The sequence below is a fragment of the Dactylosporangium sp. NPDC050588 genome, from assembly GCF_040654975.1.
GTDB lineage: Bacteria > Actinomycetota > Actinomycetes > Mycobacteriales > Micromonosporaceae > Dactylosporangium > Dactylosporangium maewongense.
Window position 1 is genome coordinate 1 of the sequence record NZ_JBFAJA010000166.1, and the last position, 14889, is coordinate 14889.

16 protein-coding genes and 2 tRNA genes are annotated in these 14889 nt (G+C 70.9%); 10 read left to right on the top strand and 8 right to left on the bottom strand.

Translation table 11 applies throughout. The features are described 5' to 3' along the window. Window positions 1-262: 262 nt before the first annotated feature. Together AB0I21_RS56145 and AB0I21_RS56150 are read right to left on the bottom strand one after the other, a co-directional pair. Window positions 263-640 (bottom strand): YccF domain-containing protein, encoded by a 378-nt coding sequence (locus tag AB0I21_RS56145; RefSeq protein WP_344508034.1) that lies wholly within the window; start codon window positions 638-640, stop codon window positions 263-265. A 7-nt stretch (window positions 641-647) separates the two neighbouring features. Continuing rightward, the gene (locus AB0I21_RS56150) at window positions 648-1595 is read right to left on the bottom strand and encodes an FAD-dependent oxidoreductase (RefSeq protein WP_360574082.1); all 948 of its coding nucleotides are present in this window, start codon (window positions 1593-1595) and stop codon (window positions 648-650) included. A gap of 70 nt (window positions 1596-1665) precedes the next feature. On the opposite strand from AB0I21_RS56150, the gene AB0I21_RS56155 reads away from it, so the two are divergent. The 4 genes from AB0I21_RS56155 to AB0I21_RS56170 all read left to right on the top strand — a co-directional run bounded on the left by AB0I21_RS56155 (window position 1666) and on the right by AB0I21_RS56170 (window position 4496). Continuing rightward, window positions 1666-2538 (top strand): LysR family transcriptional regulator, encoded by an 873-nt coding sequence (locus tag AB0I21_RS56155; RefSeq protein WP_360574084.1) that lies wholly within the window; start codon window positions 1666-1668, stop codon window positions 2536-2538. 124 nt (window positions 2539-2662) lie between these two features. Then, complete coding sequence (locus AB0I21_RS56160) at window positions 2663-3406, top strand: lytic polysaccharide monooxygenase (protein ID WP_360574086.1); 744 nt, start codon at window positions 2663-2665, stop codon at window positions 3404-3406. Window positions 3407-3465: 59 nt separating this feature from the next. Next, window positions 3466-4041: a DUF305 domain-containing protein gene (locus tag AB0I21_RS56165; RefSeq protein WP_360574088.1), complete on the top strand. Its 576-nt coding sequence runs from the start codon at window positions 3466-3468 to the stop codon at window positions 4039-4041. Window positions 4042-4118: 77 nt separating this feature from the next. Then, on the top strand, window positions 4119-4496 hold the full coding sequence (locus AB0I21_RS56170; RefSeq protein WP_360574090.1) for a hypothetical protein: 378 nt from the start codon (window positions 4119-4121) through the stop codon (window positions 4494-4496). Window positions 4497-4508: 12 nt separating this feature from the next. Here AB0I21_RS56170 and AB0I21_RS56175 read toward each other — a convergent pair whose 3' ends face one another. Next, window positions 4509-5042, bottom strand: a complete 534-nt coding sequence (locus AB0I21_RS56175; RefSeq protein WP_360574092.1) for a hypothetical protein — start codon at window positions 5040-5042, stop codon at window positions 4509-4511. A gap of 114 nt (window positions 5043-5156) precedes the next feature. Between AB0I21_RS56175 and AB0I21_RS56180 the strand changes: the two genes are divergently transcribed. The 4 genes from AB0I21_RS56180 to AB0I21_RS56195 all read left to right on the top strand — a co-directional run bounded on the left by AB0I21_RS56180 (window position 5157) and on the right by AB0I21_RS56195 (window position 7465). Continuing rightward, entirely contained in the window at window positions 5157-6380 is a 1224-nt protein-coding gene (locus AB0I21_RS56180) for an FAD-binding protein (protein ID WP_360574094.1), read from the top strand. A 10-nt stretch (window positions 6381-6390) separates the two neighbouring features. Continuing rightward, a complete protein-coding gene (locus AB0I21_RS56185) occupies window positions 6391-7179 on the top strand; it encodes a fumarylacetoacetate hydrolase family protein (protein ID WP_344508050.1) in 789 nt (262 codons plus the stop codon). Window positions 7180-7253: 74 nt separating this feature from the next. Then, a tRNA-Gln gene (locus AB0I21_RS56190) sits at window positions 7254-7325 on the top strand. Window positions 7326-7392: 67 nt separating this feature from the next. Further along, window positions 7393-7465 (top strand) — tRNA-Glu (locus AB0I21_RS56195). A 102-nt stretch (window positions 7466-7567) separates the two neighbouring features. Here AB0I21_RS56195 and AB0I21_RS56200 read toward each other — a convergent pair. The 5 genes from AB0I21_RS56200 to AB0I21_RS56220 form a co-directional block, all read right to left on the bottom strand. After that, the gene (locus AB0I21_RS56200; RefSeq protein WP_360574096.1) at window positions 7568-8773 is read right to left on the bottom strand and encodes a tyrosine-type recombinase/integrase; all 1206 of its coding nucleotides are present in this window, start codon (window positions 8771-8773) and stop codon (window positions 7568-7570) included. A 251-nt stretch (window positions 8774-9024) separates the two neighbouring features. Beyond that, window positions 9025-9351 carry a helix-turn-helix domain-containing protein gene (locus AB0I21_RS56205; RefSeq protein WP_360574098.1) on the bottom strand — a complete coding sequence of 109 codons (327 nt, stop codon included), beginning with the start codon at window positions 9349-9351 and terminating at the stop codon, window positions 9025-9027. 836 nt (window positions 9352-10187) lie between these two features. Further along, a complete protein-coding gene (locus AB0I21_RS56210) occupies window positions 10188-11405 on the bottom strand; it encodes a DUF3631 domain-containing protein (RefSeq protein WP_360574100.1) in 1218 nt (405 codons plus the stop codon). Window positions 11406-11521: 116 nt separating this feature from the next. Next, window positions 11522-12406, bottom strand: a complete 885-nt coding sequence (locus AB0I21_RS56215) for a bifunctional DNA primase/polymerase (protein ID WP_360574102.1) — start codon at window positions 12404-12406, stop codon at window positions 11522-11524. Window positions 12407-12576: 170 nt separating this feature from the next. Beyond that, a complete protein-coding gene (locus tag AB0I21_RS56220; RefSeq protein ID WP_360574104.1) occupies window positions 12577-12930 on the bottom strand; it encodes a hypothetical protein in 354 nt (117 codons plus the stop codon). A gap of 151 nt (window positions 12931-13081) precedes the next feature. Between AB0I21_RS56220 and AB0I21_RS56225 the strand changes: the two genes are divergently transcribed. Then, window positions 13082-13279, top strand: a complete 198-nt coding sequence (locus tag AB0I21_RS56225; RefSeq protein WP_033357773.1) for a hypothetical protein — start codon at window positions 13082-13084, stop codon at window positions 13277-13279. 117 nt (window positions 13280-13396) lie between these two features. Continuing rightward, window positions 13397-14650 carry an XRE family transcriptional regulator gene (locus AB0I21_RS56230; protein ID WP_360574106.1) on the top strand — a complete coding sequence of 418 codons (1254 nt, stop codon included), beginning with the start codon at window positions 13397-13399 and terminating at the stop codon, window positions 14648-14650. The last annotated feature ends 239 nt before the right edge of the window (window positions 14651-14889 follow it).

Here is a 14889-nt window from a genome sequence, read left to right on the forward strand (position 1 = left end):
CGTCATGGCCCGGGTCCTGATCGGTTAGACCTCCACCACCTCGCGCCCGAGCGGCCAGAAGGCGACCGGCACGAGCTTGAAGTGGGCGATCCCGAGCCGACAGCGAGCGCTTCCGCGCCGCGACCGCGGGCGGGGTCCCCGGCGCCACCGCGGCGTTCTACGTCGACGGCGAGCGCGGCGGCAGCGCCCCGGCCAAGGGGATCGGCGTGACCGTCGGCCACGACGGCGGCGACACCGTCGTCATGGCCCGGGTCCTGATCGGTTAGACCTCCACCACCTCGCGCCCGAGCGGCCAGAAGGCGACCGGCACGAGCTTGAAGTGGGCGATCCCGAACGGGATCCCGATGATCGACAGGCACAGCGCCACCCCGGCCGTCACGTGGCTGAGCGCCAGCCACCAGCCGGCGAGCACGACCCACAGGATGTTGGCCAGGCCCGTCGCCACCCCGGCGTCGGGCTTGGCCTGCACCGTCCGGCCGAACGGCCAGAGCGAATACAGGGCGAGCCGCCATGACGCCACCGCGAACGGGATCGTCACGATGAGCACGAAGCAGATCGCCGCGGCGAAGGCATAGCCCACGAACAACAGGAAGCCGCCGCCGAAGATCAGCCACAGCACGTTCAGCACGAAGCGAATCATGCTTCGATCATGCGCCTGCCGCGCCACCGGCGAGAGCGACGACGTCGTCGGCGCAGCCCCAGGAGAGGGTGACGCCGGCACCGCCGTGGCCGTACGCGTGCACGAGGCGGACGCCGCCGGGCAGCCCGACCGGGTCGGCCTCGACCCTGGCGCCGCCGTGCCGCGCGGGCCGCAGCCCCGCCGCCTGCCACAGCACCGGCGCCCCGGTCAGCTCGGGGACCAGCTCGGCGCAGCGGGCCAGGATCGCCGCCGTGGTCGCCGGGTCGACGGCGGTGTCCCACTCGCCGGGCTGGAACGTGCCGCCGAGGACCACGTCCCGGCTGCGGGGATGGATGTACGTCATGCCCGCCGGGTGTTCCTCGTCACGCACCGAGGTGACGAGGCCCGGATTGGCGACGCCGACGATCTGGCCGCGGGCGGGGTGCACGGCGGGGTCGTCCGCCAGGTCGCGCGCGGCGAGCCCGGTCGCGTTGACCACGAGCCGCGCGCCCGCCACGAGCCGCGGCACGTCGGCGAGGCGCTCGACCCGGTGCCGCACGAGCCGCCCGCCGGCCGTGCCGAACCGGTCGAGCAGGCTCCGCAGGTACACCGGCATCTCCACGGAAGGGACGGTGAAACGCCACTCGCCCGGCCCCTCCGCGAAGTCCGGGACGGCCGGGGCCCACCAGGGCGTCTCGTGCGGGCGGCGCAGGATCATGCGGGTGGGGCGGGGCACGACGCCGGGCACGCCCCGCGCCGCCTGCGCGGTCAGCTCGTCGAAGGTGCGGCCGGCCCAGCTCAGGACGCGGGGGTCGCCGTCGGTACGGGTGGGGTACCAGACCGCGGCGGCCAGGCTCGACACGGTGTGCCCCGGCTCGTCGGCGGTCACGACCGTCACTGTGTGCCCGTGCTCCTGCAGGCGGACGGCGCAGGTGAGCCCGATGATCCCGGCGCCGAGAACTGTCACGTCGCTCATGCCTTCACTGTGTGCTCCTCCCCGTCGCGCCGTCCAAGACCGGTTCGCTGTGGTCTGATAAGCCTGGCTTATGGAACTGCGGCGGCTGCGGTACTTCATGGTCCTCGCCGAGGAGCTGCACTTCACGCGGGCGGCGGCCCGGCTGCGCATCGCCCAGCCGGCGCTCAGCCAGCAGATCCGCGTCCTGGAGCGGGAGGTCGGTGCCCGGCTGGTCGAGCGGGGCCGCGGCGGCTGCGCGCTCACCCCGGTCGGCGTGGTCGTCGCGGCGGAGGCGGTCACGCTGCTGGCGGAGGTCGCCGCCGCCGAGGAGCGGATCGCCGCGGCGGTGCGCGGGCAGGGCGGGCGGCTGCGGTTGGCGTACACGCGGTCGGCCCGCGGTGGCAGCGTCGACGAGCTCGTCGAGCGGTTCCGCGCCGCGCACCCCCTCGTGGAGGTCGTGCCGGAGACGGGCTGGACCGCACCCAACGTCGCCGGTCTGCTCGCGGGGCGCTACGACGCGGCGTTCGTGCGGCCACCGGTCGACGACCCAGGCATCCGGTGGCTGCCGATCGGCACCGAGGAGCTGCTGCTCGCGCTGCCCACCGGGCACCCCCTGGCCGCGCGCCGCCGGGTGCCGCGGGAGCTGCTGCGCGGCGAGCCGGCGGTGATGTGGCCGCGCGACAACGGCCCCGGCATGTACGACCGGATCGTCGCGCAGGTCTGGCCCGGTGGCGGCTTTGTGCTCGCCCGGCACGAGCCGGACGACGAGCAGCTGCTGCGCTCGGTGGCGGCGGGCGGCGTGATCGCGGCGGTGCCGTCGGGGCGCGCGACGGCGCTGCGGGTGCCCGGCGTGGTCCTGCGCCGGTTCACCGGGGCGCCGCCGACCGTCGACATCGGCCTGGCGTGGGCCGCTTCCAGCAAGAATCCGGCGGTCCGCGCCCTGGTCGCGCTCCTGTCGCCTTAACGCCGGCTGGACCCTACCTTAAGTGAGAGCGCTCTATCGACCGATTTCCATAAAGGTTATTTACTGTTAACAATCCTTCCTTTACATTGGCCGCATCACCCCCACTGCACGAAGGGAGCGATCGATGCGAAGAACGATCGCGCTGGTTCCTCTGGCGCTCGGCGCCATCGCCACGTCACTGCTCGCGTCCGCTCAGCCGGCGGCTGCTCACGGTTACGTTTCTTCCCCTGCCAGCCGCCAGGCGATGTGCGCCCAGGGCCGGGTCGCCAACTGCGGCGAGATCGTCTACGAGCCGCAGAGCGTCGAGGGTCCGAAGGGCCTGATGAGCTGCAGCGGCGGCAACAGCCGGTTCTCCCAGCTCGACGACAACAACAAGGGCTGGCCGGCGACCGCCGTCGGCAACTCGGTCACGTTCAACTGGGTGCTCACCGCCCGGCACTCCACCAGCACCTGGGAGTACTTCGTCGGCGGCACGCGCATCGCGGTCATCGACGACGGCGGCCGCCAGCCCGGCGCGACCGTCTCTCACACGGTGAGCCTCGGCGGGCGCACCGGCCGGATCATGGTCCTGGCCCGGTGGAACATCGCCGACACCCCCAACGCCTTCTACTCCTGCGTGGACCTGCAGGTCGGCGGCGGTGGCGGGAACCCCACCCCGACGCCCACCCAGCCCTCCCCCACGCCGACCGTGAACCCCACCCCGACCCCGACCACGCCGCCCGCGGGTGGCACGTGGGCGGCCGGGACCGCGTACAAGGCCGGTGACCGCGTCACGTACGGCGGCGCCACCTACCAGTGCCGCCAGGCACACACTGCCATCGCCGGTTGGGAGCCGCCCAACGTCCCGGCGCTCTGGCAGCGCGTCTAGTTCGATGCTCGCGGGGGCGCCCGTCCACCGGGCGCCCCCGGTTCCTGGAGGAGGAACGGATGCGATTCCTGGTACTGGTCTCGGCGTTGCTCCTCGCCGGCTGTGCCGCCGCCCCGGCGCAGCCGGCCCCTCCCGGCGCCGCTGGGGCCGCTGGGGCCACGGCCTCGTCCCGGGTCTTCAACGACACCGACGTCATGTTCGCCCAGATGATGGTCGCCCATCAGGCGCAGGCGCTCGCGATGGTGCGCCTGGCGCGCACCAAGGCGGTCCGCGAGGACGTGCGGACCCTGGCCGCCGCGATCGACGTCACCGAGGCCGATGAGACCAAGACGATGCAGGTCTGGCTCCAGTCGTGGAACCAGCCCCCGACCGCCGCCCCCGACTCCCACGCGGGCCACGGCGGCGCCCACGGCACGAACGCCGACGACATCGCCGCCCTCGCCACCTTCGACGGCACCGCGTTCGAGCAGCGTTTCCTCAACATGCTGGTCGCCCACCAGCACAACGCGGTCGAGATCGCCCGCATGGAGACCGGCTCCGGCGTCAACCCCGGCGCCCTCGACCTGGCCAAGCGCATCACCGACTCCCGCACCGCCGAGATCCAGCAGATGCTGCGCTATCTGGAATCCCCGTAACGCTCCCGGGACCCCGCCGCGTATCGACGCCCATTACCTTGGGTGTCGACGACGGCTTCGGCGGACGGGGGTCTGCAATGCTGACACGAAGCAAGGTGTGGCTGGTCGCGACGGCGGTCGCGGTGATCGGCCTGGCCGCCGGGCTCGGGGTCCGGTGGCTGACCCGCGGCCCCGCCACGACCACGACGCCGATCGCGTCCGTCGCCACCGCCTCCGGCAACAGCCCTGAGCTGGAGGTGTCGCTCACGTACTCCAGCTGCGACGCGCTCGACCACATCGACGTCACCGAGGACGCCCGGACCGTCACCCTCACCGCCCACCTGCGCTCCAGGGCCCCGGACTCCTGCGGCACCGTCCCGACCACGACGACGTCCACCCCGGTCCCCCTGAAGGCCCCGCTCGACCGCCGTACCGTCGTGGACGGCGCCACCGGCTCGACAATCCGGACCGGCTGACCGCTCCCGGCCCTAGTCGCAGCCGATGCCGTCGCCGTCGCGGTCGAGGTCGTAGACGTCGTCGCCGATGACGCGGACGGGGCCCTGGACGTATGACGGGCCGTTGCCGCTGCCGCCCTTGCAGTCGACGTCGACCGGGTCGTTCGGCACGCACGGGGTGTAGTTCGGGTTGCAGTTCCCGGCGGGCTTCGTGGTCGCCTTGGTGGTGGGTGCCTTGGTGGGCGCCTTTGTTGCCGGGTTCGTGGTGGTGGTGGTGGGCGCCTTGGTGGCGGGGTTGCTCGCCGGGTCCGTGGTGGCCGGGCTTGTGACGGGCGGTGTCGTCGCCGCGGCGCTCGTCGTGGTGGGCGTGGTTTCGGCCGCGGACGTCTGCGGCGGCGCGAGCGCACCCGTGCGGGCCACGTCGCGGGTGTCTTCCGGGCGCTCGGTGCCCGCGCCGATCGCGGCGATGCCGCAGATCCCGACGACGAACACCACGAAGGCGACCATCGCGACGGTCGGGGCCCGGCCGGAGCGCTGGCCCCGCTGGTTGATCGGCGGTTGAGTCACCTCGCGAAGTCTGCCGCCGGCGCCATCTGGCGGACAGTAGCCGAACGGACGCGTCTGGTGAGATCGGCGGCTGGTCGCGGCCGCGAACGGCGGGGCGTGCATAGACTCGGGCACATGAGCGTGACCAACTGGGCGGGGAATCTGACGTTCGGCGCCGCCCGGGTGCATCGACCGTCCACGGTGGACGCTGTGCGGGAGATCGTGGCAGGGGCGGAGCGGGTGCGGGTGCTCGGGTCGGGGCACTCGTTCAACGACATCGCCGACACGCCGGCGGATCTCGTGAGCGTGGCGGGGCTGCCGGCCGGGCCGCGGATCGACGCGGCGGCGGGGACGGTCACCGTGGCCGGCGGGGTGCGGTATGGAGAGCTGGCCACGTTCCTGGACGCCGAGGGTCACGCCCTGCACAACCTCGGGTCGCTGCCGCACATCTCGGTGGCGGGGGCGGTGGCCACCGGCACGCACGGGTCCGGCGCGACCCTGGGCAGCCTGGCGACGGCCGTGGCGGGGGTCGAGCTGGTCACCGCCGGCGGGGAGCTGGTGCGGCTGGAGCGGGGCGACCCCGACTTCGCGGGCAGCGTCGTGGCGCTGGGCGCCCTCGGCGTGGTGGTGGGCGTGACGTTGGAGGTGCGGCAGTCGTACACCATCCGCCAACACGTCTTCGAGCACCTGCCGCGGAAGGTCCTCGACGCCCGCTGGGACGAGATCGCGACCGCGGGCTATTCGGTGAGCCTGTTCACCACCTGGGCGGGCGACACGGTCGATCAGCTGTGGCTCAAGCTCGCCGACGGGGAGGAGCCCGACGGGTTCGGCGCGGTGCCGGCGACGCGGCCGATGCACCCGATCGCCGCGATGCCCGCGGTCAGCTGCACCGAGCAGGGCGGCGTGCCCGGTCCGTGGCACCGGCGGCTGCCGCATTTCAAGCTGGAGTTCACTCCGAGCAGCGGCGAGGAGCTGCAGAGCGAGTTCTTCGTGGCGCGGCAGGACGCGGTGGAGGCGTTCGCCGCGGTCGAGCGGCTGCGGCACCTCGTGACGCCCGTGCTGCAGATCTCCGAGATCAGGGTCGTGGCGGCCGACGACCTGTGGCTGAGCCCGACGTACGGGCGGGACAGCGTGGCGCTGCACTTCACCTGGATCAAGGACGCCGCGCGGGTCGAGCCGGTCGTCGCGGCCCTGGAGGAGGCGCTGGCGCCGCTGTCGCCCCGGCCGCACTGGGGCAAGGTGTTCCACCACGCGGCGCGCCCTTCACGCCTCGCCGACTTCCTCGCGTTGCGTGACCGGCTCGACCCGGACCGCAAGTTCAGCAATGCGTTCGTGGAGCGGCATCTGGCGGCGGAGTAGATTTCACGGCGTGCGTATCGCTCGTTTCGCCCACAGCAGTGGCATGTCGTTCGGAGTCGTCGAGGGCGAGCCCTCGGCCGGGCTCGCCGGGCTCACCGTCGCGGAGATCGAGGGTCACCCGTTCGGGGAGCTCCGGTTCACCGGTCAGCGCTGGGCCGTCGCCGACGTGCGGCTGCTCTCGCCGATCCTGCCCAGCAAGGTGGTGTGCGTCGGGCGCAACTACGCCGACCACGCCGCGGAGCTCGGCAACGACGTGCCGAAGGAGCCGTTGCTCTTCCTGAAGCCCTCCACGTCGGTCATCGGCCCCAACGACGCCATCCGGATCCCGCCGCAGTCGCAGCAGGTCGAGCACGAGGCCGAGCTGGCCGTCGTGATCGGCGTCACAGGCGCCCGCCGCGTCGACCGGGCCGGCGCCGCCGCGGCCATCTTCGGCTACACCGCCGCCAACGACGTCACCGCCCGCGACCTGCAGCGCAAGGACGTGCAGTTCACGCGCGGGAAGGGCTTCGACTCGTTCTGCCCCATCGGCCCCTGGATCGTCACCGGCCTGGACGTCAGCGACGTCGAGGTCCGCTGCGAGGTCAACGACGAGGTCCGCCAGCTCGGCCGCACCAAGGACATGGTCTTCGACGTGCCGACCCTTGTGTCATATGTCTCACACGTCATGACCCTCCTCCCCGGCGACGTGATCCTCACCGGCACCCCCGCCGGAGTCTCCCGCATGGTGGCCGGCGACGAGGTGACCGTCACGATCGAGGGCGTCGGCGCGCTCACCAACAAGGTCCTGACCTTGGAATAGGCGTTTTTGCGACAACCGATTTGGCCTGGTGCGTTCGCTCCGGTAAAGTTCTCAACCGGCGCCGACAGCGCCGATGGGGTATGGGGTAATTGGCAGCCCAACTGATTCTGGTTCAGTTAGTCTAGGTTCGAGTCCTGGTACCCCAGCACCGCAGCAAGATCGCGGTGCTGTATTGTTCCACCGCACGACACAGCAACAAAGAGCAAGACCTGGGGCCCCGTCGTCTAGCGGCCCAGGACGCCGCCCTCTCAAGGCGGTAGCGCCGGTTCGAATCCGGTCGGGGCTACAGTCCGCAAAGCGGCTGGCCGGAGGGGTTTCTCCTCCGGCCAGCCGCTTTCGTTTGCGACTCGGTCAGACGCCCGCAGTCAGCGGATCGTCAGCAGAGCGGTCAGCGAGGGCCGTCGAAGACGCCCGTCACGCGGCCGTGGTACTCGTTCGGGGCGTGGGTGTAGAGGTTCAGCGTGGTCGAGGTGCTCTCGTGCCCCATGACCGCCCTGACGATGTTCACGGGCACGTTGTCGGACACCAGCCACGTCGCGTACGAGTGCCTGAGGTCGTGGAAGTGCAATCCGCCGGCCGCGTGGGCGACCACGTGCTCGACCGCCTCACGCTCCCCGTCGAACTCCCTCGTGTGCTCCAGCCCCGCCGCGTCGGGCCAGGACGCGAGCCACCCCCGGGGCGGGCGTTCGGCGACGCTGCCGAGCAGCCCGGCGCGGACGAGCGCGGGCCGCCACACCTGCCGCCGGAAGGTCGACCGCAGCAGCGGCTGCCCGGATCGGCTCGTGAAGAGCAGCGCGGTCGGTCGCGGCGGCGCGTCGAGCGACTTGCGCAGCTGCGTCAGCTCCTCCACCAGGAACGCGGGCAGCGGGATCGAGCGGACGCCCGCCCGCGACTTCGGGTACGGCTTGATGCTCCGCACACCCCCGGACTCGATGACGACCTGGACCACGCGCACGCGCGCCGCATCGAGGTCGACCGCACCCCACGCCAGCCCGGCCGCCTCGCCCCAACGCAGCCCGGTACCGGCCGCCAGCGCCACGAGCGCGCGGTAGTTCGGCACCGTGGCGGGCAGCAGCCGCTCGAAGAAGTCCGCGCGGCTGAGCGCCTGCGCGGGGCGGCGTGGCTTGTGGGTGCTCGGCAGGCTCACGCCCTTGCACGGGTTGATGCCGATCAGCCGGGCGTAGATCGCGGAGTCCATCACCATCGACAGCACGCCGAAGCACTTCGCTACGGACGCCGGGGCCAACTTGCGGCTGAGCGCGTTCACCCACTCCTGCACGGCGCGGTGGTCGATGTTCGCCAGCGGCCAGCTGCCCCACTGCGGTAGCACGTGGATCCGCATCACGGACAGCGTCCGCTCGTGGGTGCGCACCTCCACGTGCCGCCCCGCCAGCCAGCCCTCAGCGTGCTTGGCGAACAGGAGCTTGCCCACCTGCGGGTCGATGTACGTGCCGTGGTTCTTGGCGCTCTCGACCTCCGCGAGGAACGCCTTCGCCTCCTTCTGGGTCTTGAACGTCTTGGCCTTCTGCTTGTTGGAGGGGTCGCGCCAGTTGGCGCGGAACTTGCCGGACGGCGTCGGGGATACGTGTCCCATGGGGTTGACTGCTCCTCAAGTGATGTGACCGAGCGTGTTCAGGGCAGGAGTCATCGCGGCGCGTGGCTAGCAGCAGCCCGAGGGGTCGGAATCGGCTTCCTGGCGCGTATTCGGCCGTTTGTGCTGGTGGGCTGCTAGTTGCTAAGCGCCTGATGGGGTTTGGGATTCGGTGCTAGCGGGGGTGCTAGCTCTAGCAGGGAGAGGTGCTAGCGCTAGCACCGATCGCCAGGCGTTCGGGCGGTGCTTCTCGGCTACGCGCCGTGACGGGTGCGGTCGCGGCCGGCGGCGCGGTCCAGGGCCGCCAGCTCACGGTCGAGGTCGTCAACGCTGGCCGTGGGCAGGTTGTCGAGCCACGCCTCAAAGCGGCGCACCGGGATCACCCATCGGCCGCCGAGCTTCATGGCGGGAATGTCGCCCTTGCGCACGAGGGCGTACGTGCTGCCGGGCGACAGCGAGAGCAGCTCGGCGACCTCGGCGACGGTGTAGACCGCGCGGGTGACGGTCGCGGGGGTAGCACGCTCGGGCGCATCGGCGGGGTTGCTGTTACGGGGCGTGAACGGCAGGACGTTGCTGGACATGGGGTGGATCTCCCTCAGGGGTAGCGGGTAGCGGTGAGTAGGTGGGCGGAAATGGGGTTGTGGGCTGGTTTTCGGGGTGCGGGCGGCGGTGCCGCTACCCGCTACCTTTCGGTGTTCGTGCTGGCCAGGGAGGTAGCGGCTGAGGTAGCGCTGGTGCTACCTGGTAGCGGGCCGCTACCTGCGTCGCTACCTGCCGACGATCGACGGGTGACCGTTACGCACGGTCAGGACGGCACCGTCGGTCGCCGGGGCGGGTAATGCGGATCGTGGGACCGATTCGGGGCTGCGCCGGGGGCATCTCGCCTCGTTCGGGGCGTGCCGTTACCGGCGCCTCGGGTCGCGTCGGTGCTGCCTGGGTGCCGGATTGGCAGGTAACGGCGGCGGTAACGCGGGCGTTACCGCTGCCGCTGTCGTTACCCGTGCCGTTACCTCGGTTCAGGGATGCAGTCGTCACACAGGGCGTAGGCGAGCAGGACAGGACCGAACGCGGCGACGCTGCCGGTGAGCAGGGCTGCGGGGCGGTGGCACGCATCGCAGGTGCTGTCGTCGGGGCTGGGGTCGAGGGCGGGCAGGCAGTCGAGGCAGACGAGCAATCCGGGGTGCCAGGCGGCGGCGGAGCAGCTGCGGCGCGGCGCCGATGTGGGGGCAGCAGCGGGCGGTGCGGTTGAGAATGGCCGCGCGGATCGCGGTTGCCTGAGCGGCGAGCCACTCGGCGGGCGGGTTCGCGTCGAGGACCGCCCGGCCGTGGTCGGCTGCGCTGGTGAGGATGTGGCGGGCGTGGGCGGTCGCGGCGCCGAGCTGGTCGGCCAGGGCGACGGGGTGCAGGGTGCGGGCGTTCATGCTGCGGCTCCTTCGCCGGCGCGCGGCCGAGCGTGGCCGCTGTAGTCGGTTACTGCGGTTACATCGGTTACTTGCCTGCTCAGGCCGGTAACCGCAGTGAGGGGCGTAACCGCTACATCGGTTACATGATCTTGGGGCGTAACCGATGTAACCGATGGCGATTCGCTGCGGTTACCGTCCTGACCTGCGCTGTAACCGCTGTAACCGCTGTAACCGGACATGGCGGGTAGGTACCGGTCCCACGCGTCGGTCAGCCCGACATTCCCGGTCGTCGGGTACGTGGTGTAGCCCTTCGTCGGGCGTCCATCCGCGTCGCGGATCGGTGAGGGGCCGACGCCGTAGCGGCCGAGCTCGCGCGACAACCGGCGCGCGTCGAGCGGCTTGCCGCCGAGGTCGGCCCACGGCGCTTCCTCCAGCGCAGTCAGCGCGTCGAGCAGCTCCACGGTCGGCATCCGGTCCCGCCCGGCATACAGCGTCCGCATGTCGGCGAGGAGCCGCGTGCCGAACGTCGGCGCGGACGCGGTGGACAGGACGAAGTATTCGCACGCGCCGCGTCCGGTGTCCGGCCACTGCCCGCCCGCCGCGTCGGCGACCGCGAGCAGCGCCTCCCACACCTCGGCGGGCCGGTCGACCACCCCGGCCGGCATCTTCGGTTCGGCGTCGGCCAGGTCCTGGGCGACGTCGGCGACCCACGCGGCGAGGTGTTCCCGGATCGGCGCGGCGATCCGTTCGGCGAACTTCTCGCGGAACGGCTCGACCGTCTCCCCCGGCGCTCGGCGCCGCATGTGGATGGTGACCGCGCGGGTGGTGATGGTCGGCGGCATGTTGCCCGCCAGCCCGGCCAGGGCGACCGGGGAGAACACCGGGAACCGTTGCACCGTCATGGCTTTGGCGTCCCCGACGCACCGGGCGACGGTCGCCCCGCGCTTGTACCCGGAGTTGAGCAGCGCCCGCAGATCTTCGTAGTTGCCGCTGGCCTTCGGGTTAAAGATCGCGTCGACCTCGTCGAAGAGGATCGTGTGCGGCTTCTCGTTGATGAGCCGGAACAGCGCCGCCGTCGATGCCGAAATGGTCATCTCCGGGTTGCGGCAGAGCAGGTTCAGCAGCTCCAGCACCCGCGTCTTACCGGACCCGGGTTCGGCCGAGTCCAGCACGAGGCGCGGCGTGACGTAGAAGCACCCGGCCGCGTGGGTGTGCGCGGCCCACAGCGTCACCGCGGTGAGGGCGTGCTCGGTGGGGAAGGCGACGTAGCGGGCGATGAACGCGGCCACCTCGTCCAGCACGAGCGCGCCGGACGTGTCCGGGTGTCCGGCACCCGTGGGCGGCGCATTCACGCGGCACCTCGGCGGCTACGCGGCGACCGCTGCCCGGCGGCCAGACCCGATCGGATCGTGCGGGCCGCCTCGTGCTCGCTGAGTCCGGACCGGGCCGCCGCGTGCAGCAACGCTGTCGACACGCTGTCGACAGACAGCACGCCCGCGCCGACGAGCTGCCCGAGGCTGAACGCCGCCCGGTTCAGCGCGTTGTTCCGCCCGGAGTCCGGCGGCATGGCCGCGATGGCGTCGCACTCGCGCCGTAGGGCCGCCTCGGCGTACGGGTCGACACGGTTGGCGTGCCACGCCCGCGCGGGGGTGGTACGCGGAACCTGCGGTGCGAGTGCCTCCAGCAGCCCGACCGGCCCGGCCGGTACGAGCGTCGGCAGCAACCACAGCGGCTCGTTCAGCCACGAGTACGCGTTGCCCGAGATGTGCACGGACGGCGGCAACACCACGTAGCCCGATGTGCCGCGCCAGTCGCAGCCCGGCATGAACTTGGTGCGGTTGCCCCGCCCGGTCGGCGCAACGAACACGTGCGTCCCGCCGGACCCGGTGCGGGCCGCCGGCCAAACCTCGGCGAGGTCGCCGAGGTACTGCCTGAGCAGCGGCCCGGCGTCGGGCAGGTCGATGTCCCAGACGTCGAACCGGTGCCCGGTCGCGGCGCCGACGTTCGCGGTCGGCCACCACCGCCACCACCGCGCCACAACGGCCGGATCGGCGCTTGCCCCGTGCACACCGTTCGGCGTGCGCGGGTGCTTGCCCGGCCGCTCGCACTTCAACCAGCCACACGCGCACCGGCCGTCGCGGACCTCGTACAGGGGAAGGATGGGCACGCCCGCCAGGGCGTACCGCTCAGCGGCGTTGCGGAGCAACGCTTGCAGGTCAGCACGCAGTGCCATTGCTGTTCTTGCTCCTCACAGATCGGCCTGAGTGACCCGCCCTCGGGCAGCAGGAACCCGCCGCGCAGCTGCGCGGCCCGTTGCCAGGGCGGGGATGAGACGTGGGGTGACCGGCGCGCGACCGTGGTTCCTAGCCCAGAGGGCCGCGCGCCGGAAGCTCAGTCGGTGCGTCAGGCCACGTAGTAGGCGAACTCGCCGTCCTCGTTGACGGGCGCGGTCATCGGCAGCTGCCGGAACATCTGCTCGGCGACGTGGGCCGAGGTGGCCTCAACGACGCCGCCCATGCAGTGGCACCCGACGTTGAACCCGTCGCAGGTCTCGCACACGATCCACACCGACGCCCGGTGCATTGCGACGCACTGCTCCGAGGTGCACCACCGCGTCATGCAGTAGATGCAGACGCTCGCGTTGTTCAGCCGCATCGGCTTCTGCACCGCCTGGGCGGCCGAGAACGGGCCGAACGGCACGAGCACCCGATCGGCGCTGTCCTGGACCGGCGGGGCGGAGATAGGCTTGACCAGCATCTTCGTGTCCTTCCAAGGGGAGACTGATGCGCTGGCCTCGGTAGGGTTGCCGCCCTGCCGGGGCCGTCTTGCTTGAGCTAGACGCTACACGGCTACCCGCTAGCCGTCTACCCGTATCTACGGTAGCCGTCCAACCGGTACGCTTGCGGGCATGACCGACCTCGATCGCCTGCGGGCCGCCGCCGAGAGCGTCCGCGCAGCCACCGAAGCGCTCGACGCCGCGCGGGCCGACCGCGACAAGCTGATCCGCGCCGTCCGCCAGTCCACGGACCACACCGTTCCCGAGATCGCGGACGCCGCTGGCGTCTCGCAAGCGACGGTCAAGACCGTCATTCGCGGCCTGCGCTGAGCACTGGATGTCATAAGACGAGAAAACCCGACAACAGGTCAGATCGACAGGTGTCACCGTGGTGACACCTCATTGTCACCAGTTGATGTCACCAGGTAGACGGGGATACTTGATTGCATGGCCGACGAACAGCGCGACGCCACAGACGTGCCCGGATGGTCCCGCCGTATCCGCGCCGAGCGGACCGCCCGGGGATGGTCGCAGAACCAGGCCGTAGAGGCGCTCCGCGCCCACGCTGGCGAGAATGCCCGCCTAGCCGAGAAATCCAGCCTCCTGCGCAACTGGAAGCGTTGGGAGGCAGGCGATGCGGAGCCCGACGCCTTCTACAAGCCTTTGGTAGCCGAGACTTTCGGCACCGTGACCGCCGCGTTCTTCCCGGCGCCACGCCCTGAGCACCCGGCGGTGCTCGGCAACACGGGCATGGACACCCTGGAACTCATCTCCAGGCTCCGCGTCTCCGACGTCTCGCCTGCGGTGCTCGAAGGCATGCACGCCGCCGTGGAGCAGCTCAACAACGACTACTCGCACATGGAGCCGGCCGTTCTGGTCGAGGAGGGTCAGCGGTGGCTCAACCGGCTGATCGCGATTCACGACGGCAGGCTGTCCCTTGAGCAGCACCGCGAGGTCCTCTCACTGGCGGGCCAGGTCGCGCGCCTGGTCGGCTGCGTCGAGTACGACATGGGCCGCAAGGCCGCCGCCGAGGCCACCCGCCGCGCGGCTCTCACCCTCGGCAAGGAGTCGGGCGACAGCGACGTCGTGGGATGGGCGCATGAGATGCGCAGCTGGTACTCCCTGACCGAAGGCAACTACCGGGCCGCCATCACCGCCGCACGACAAGGGCTTGAGGCCGTCGGCGCGGGACACAGCGTAACGGTGCAGCTCTGGGCGCACCAGGCGAAGGCGTGGGCGCGCATCGGCGACCGTCGCCAGGTCGAAGTCGCGCTCGATAGCGGCCGTGCCGTTCTGGAAGCGCTGCCCTACCCGGAGAATCCCGGCAACCACTTCATCATCGATCCGGAGAAGTGGGACTTCTACACGATGGACTGCTATCGGCACGTAGGTGAGGACCGACTCGCCGCAACGTACGCCAACGAGGTCATTCGGTCTGCCACTACGCCAGACGGAGTTGTAAGAAAGCCTATGCGCGCAGCAGAGGCCCACATCACGCTTGGTGTAGTAGCGGCACGTGAGGGCGACCTGGAGGCAGCGCTCGCAGAAGGTCGTGCTGCACTTGCAAGCGACCGCCAGTCGTTGCCCTCGCTGGTAATGCACTCACGGGAACTTGCTTACGAGCTGCAGCACCGTTACGCCGCTGATCCCCGGGTTACGGAGTACGTCAACGAACTACGAGCGCTGTCATCCGCTCGATAGACCGCCGAGCTTTGTCCACAAATGAAGCGGGACCGCACATTTCGGTAGTTGCGGCGGTCCTAGCGGTGTGCATGTTCCTCCCGCAGAGGGTCGGTTCTTGATCTACCATACGCACCCCGGTGGTACACGAGTCGCCAGCCTTTTCGACATCGGCTACCTTCTAGGCCTTAGGAGGAACCATGGGTCGCCTCAGCGGTCGAGTAGGATTGTCCTGCCCGACGGTAGTACTGTTAGATTTG

Excerpts from the sequence above, each read along its gene's own strand:
- AB0I21_RS56145 (WP_344508034.1), bottom strand. The coding sequence starts at position 640 with ATGATTCGCTTCGTGCTGAACGTGCTGTGGCTGATCTTCGGCGGCGGC.
- AB0I21_RS56150 (WP_360574082.1), bottom strand. The coding sequence starts at position 1,595 with ATGAGCGACGTGACAGTTCTCGGCGCCGGGATCATCGGGCTCACCTGC.
- AB0I21_RS56155 (WP_360574084.1), top strand. The coding sequence starts at position 1,666 with ATGGAACTGCGGCGGCTGCGGTACTTCATGGTCCTCGCCGAGGAGCTG.
- AB0I21_RS56160 (WP_360574086.1), top strand. The coding sequence starts at position 2,663 with ATGCGAAGAACGATCGCGCTGGTTCCTCTGGCGCTCGGCGCCATCGCC.
- AB0I21_RS56165 (WP_360574088.1), top strand. The coding sequence starts at position 3,466 with ATGCGATTCCTGGTACTGGTCTCGGCGTTGCTCCTCGCCGGCTGTGCC.
- AB0I21_RS56170 (WP_360574090.1), top strand. The coding sequence starts at position 4,119 with ATGCTGACACGAAGCAAGGTGTGGCTGGTCGCGACGGCGGTCGCGGTG.
- AB0I21_RS56180 (WP_360574094.1), top strand. The coding sequence starts at position 5,157 with ATGAGCGTGACCAACTGGGCGGGGAATCTGACGTTCGGCGCCGCCCGG.
- AB0I21_RS56200 (WP_360574096.1), bottom strand. The coding sequence starts at position 8,773 with ATGGGACACGTATCCCCGACGCCGTCCGGCAAGTTCCGCGCCAACTGG.
- AB0I21_RS56205 (WP_360574098.1), bottom strand. The coding sequence starts at position 9,351 with ATGTCCAGCAACGTCCTGCCGTTCACGCCCCGTAACAGCAACCCCGCC.
- AB0I21_RS56215 (WP_360574102.1), bottom strand. The coding sequence starts at position 12,406 with ATGGCACTGCGTGCTGACCTGCAAGCGTTGCTCCGCAACGCCGCTGAG.
- AB0I21_RS56220 (WP_360574104.1), bottom strand. The coding sequence starts at position 12,930 with ATGCTGGTCAAGCCTATCTCCGCCCCGCCGGTCCAGGACAGCGCCGAT.
- AB0I21_RS56225 (WP_033357773.1), top strand. The coding sequence starts at position 13,082 with ATGACCGACCTCGATCGCCTGCGGGCCGCCGCCGAGAGCGTCCGCGCA.
- AB0I21_RS56230 (WP_360574106.1), top strand. The coding sequence starts at position 13,397 with ATGGCCGACGAACAGCGCGACGCCACAGACGTGCCCGGATGGTCCCGC.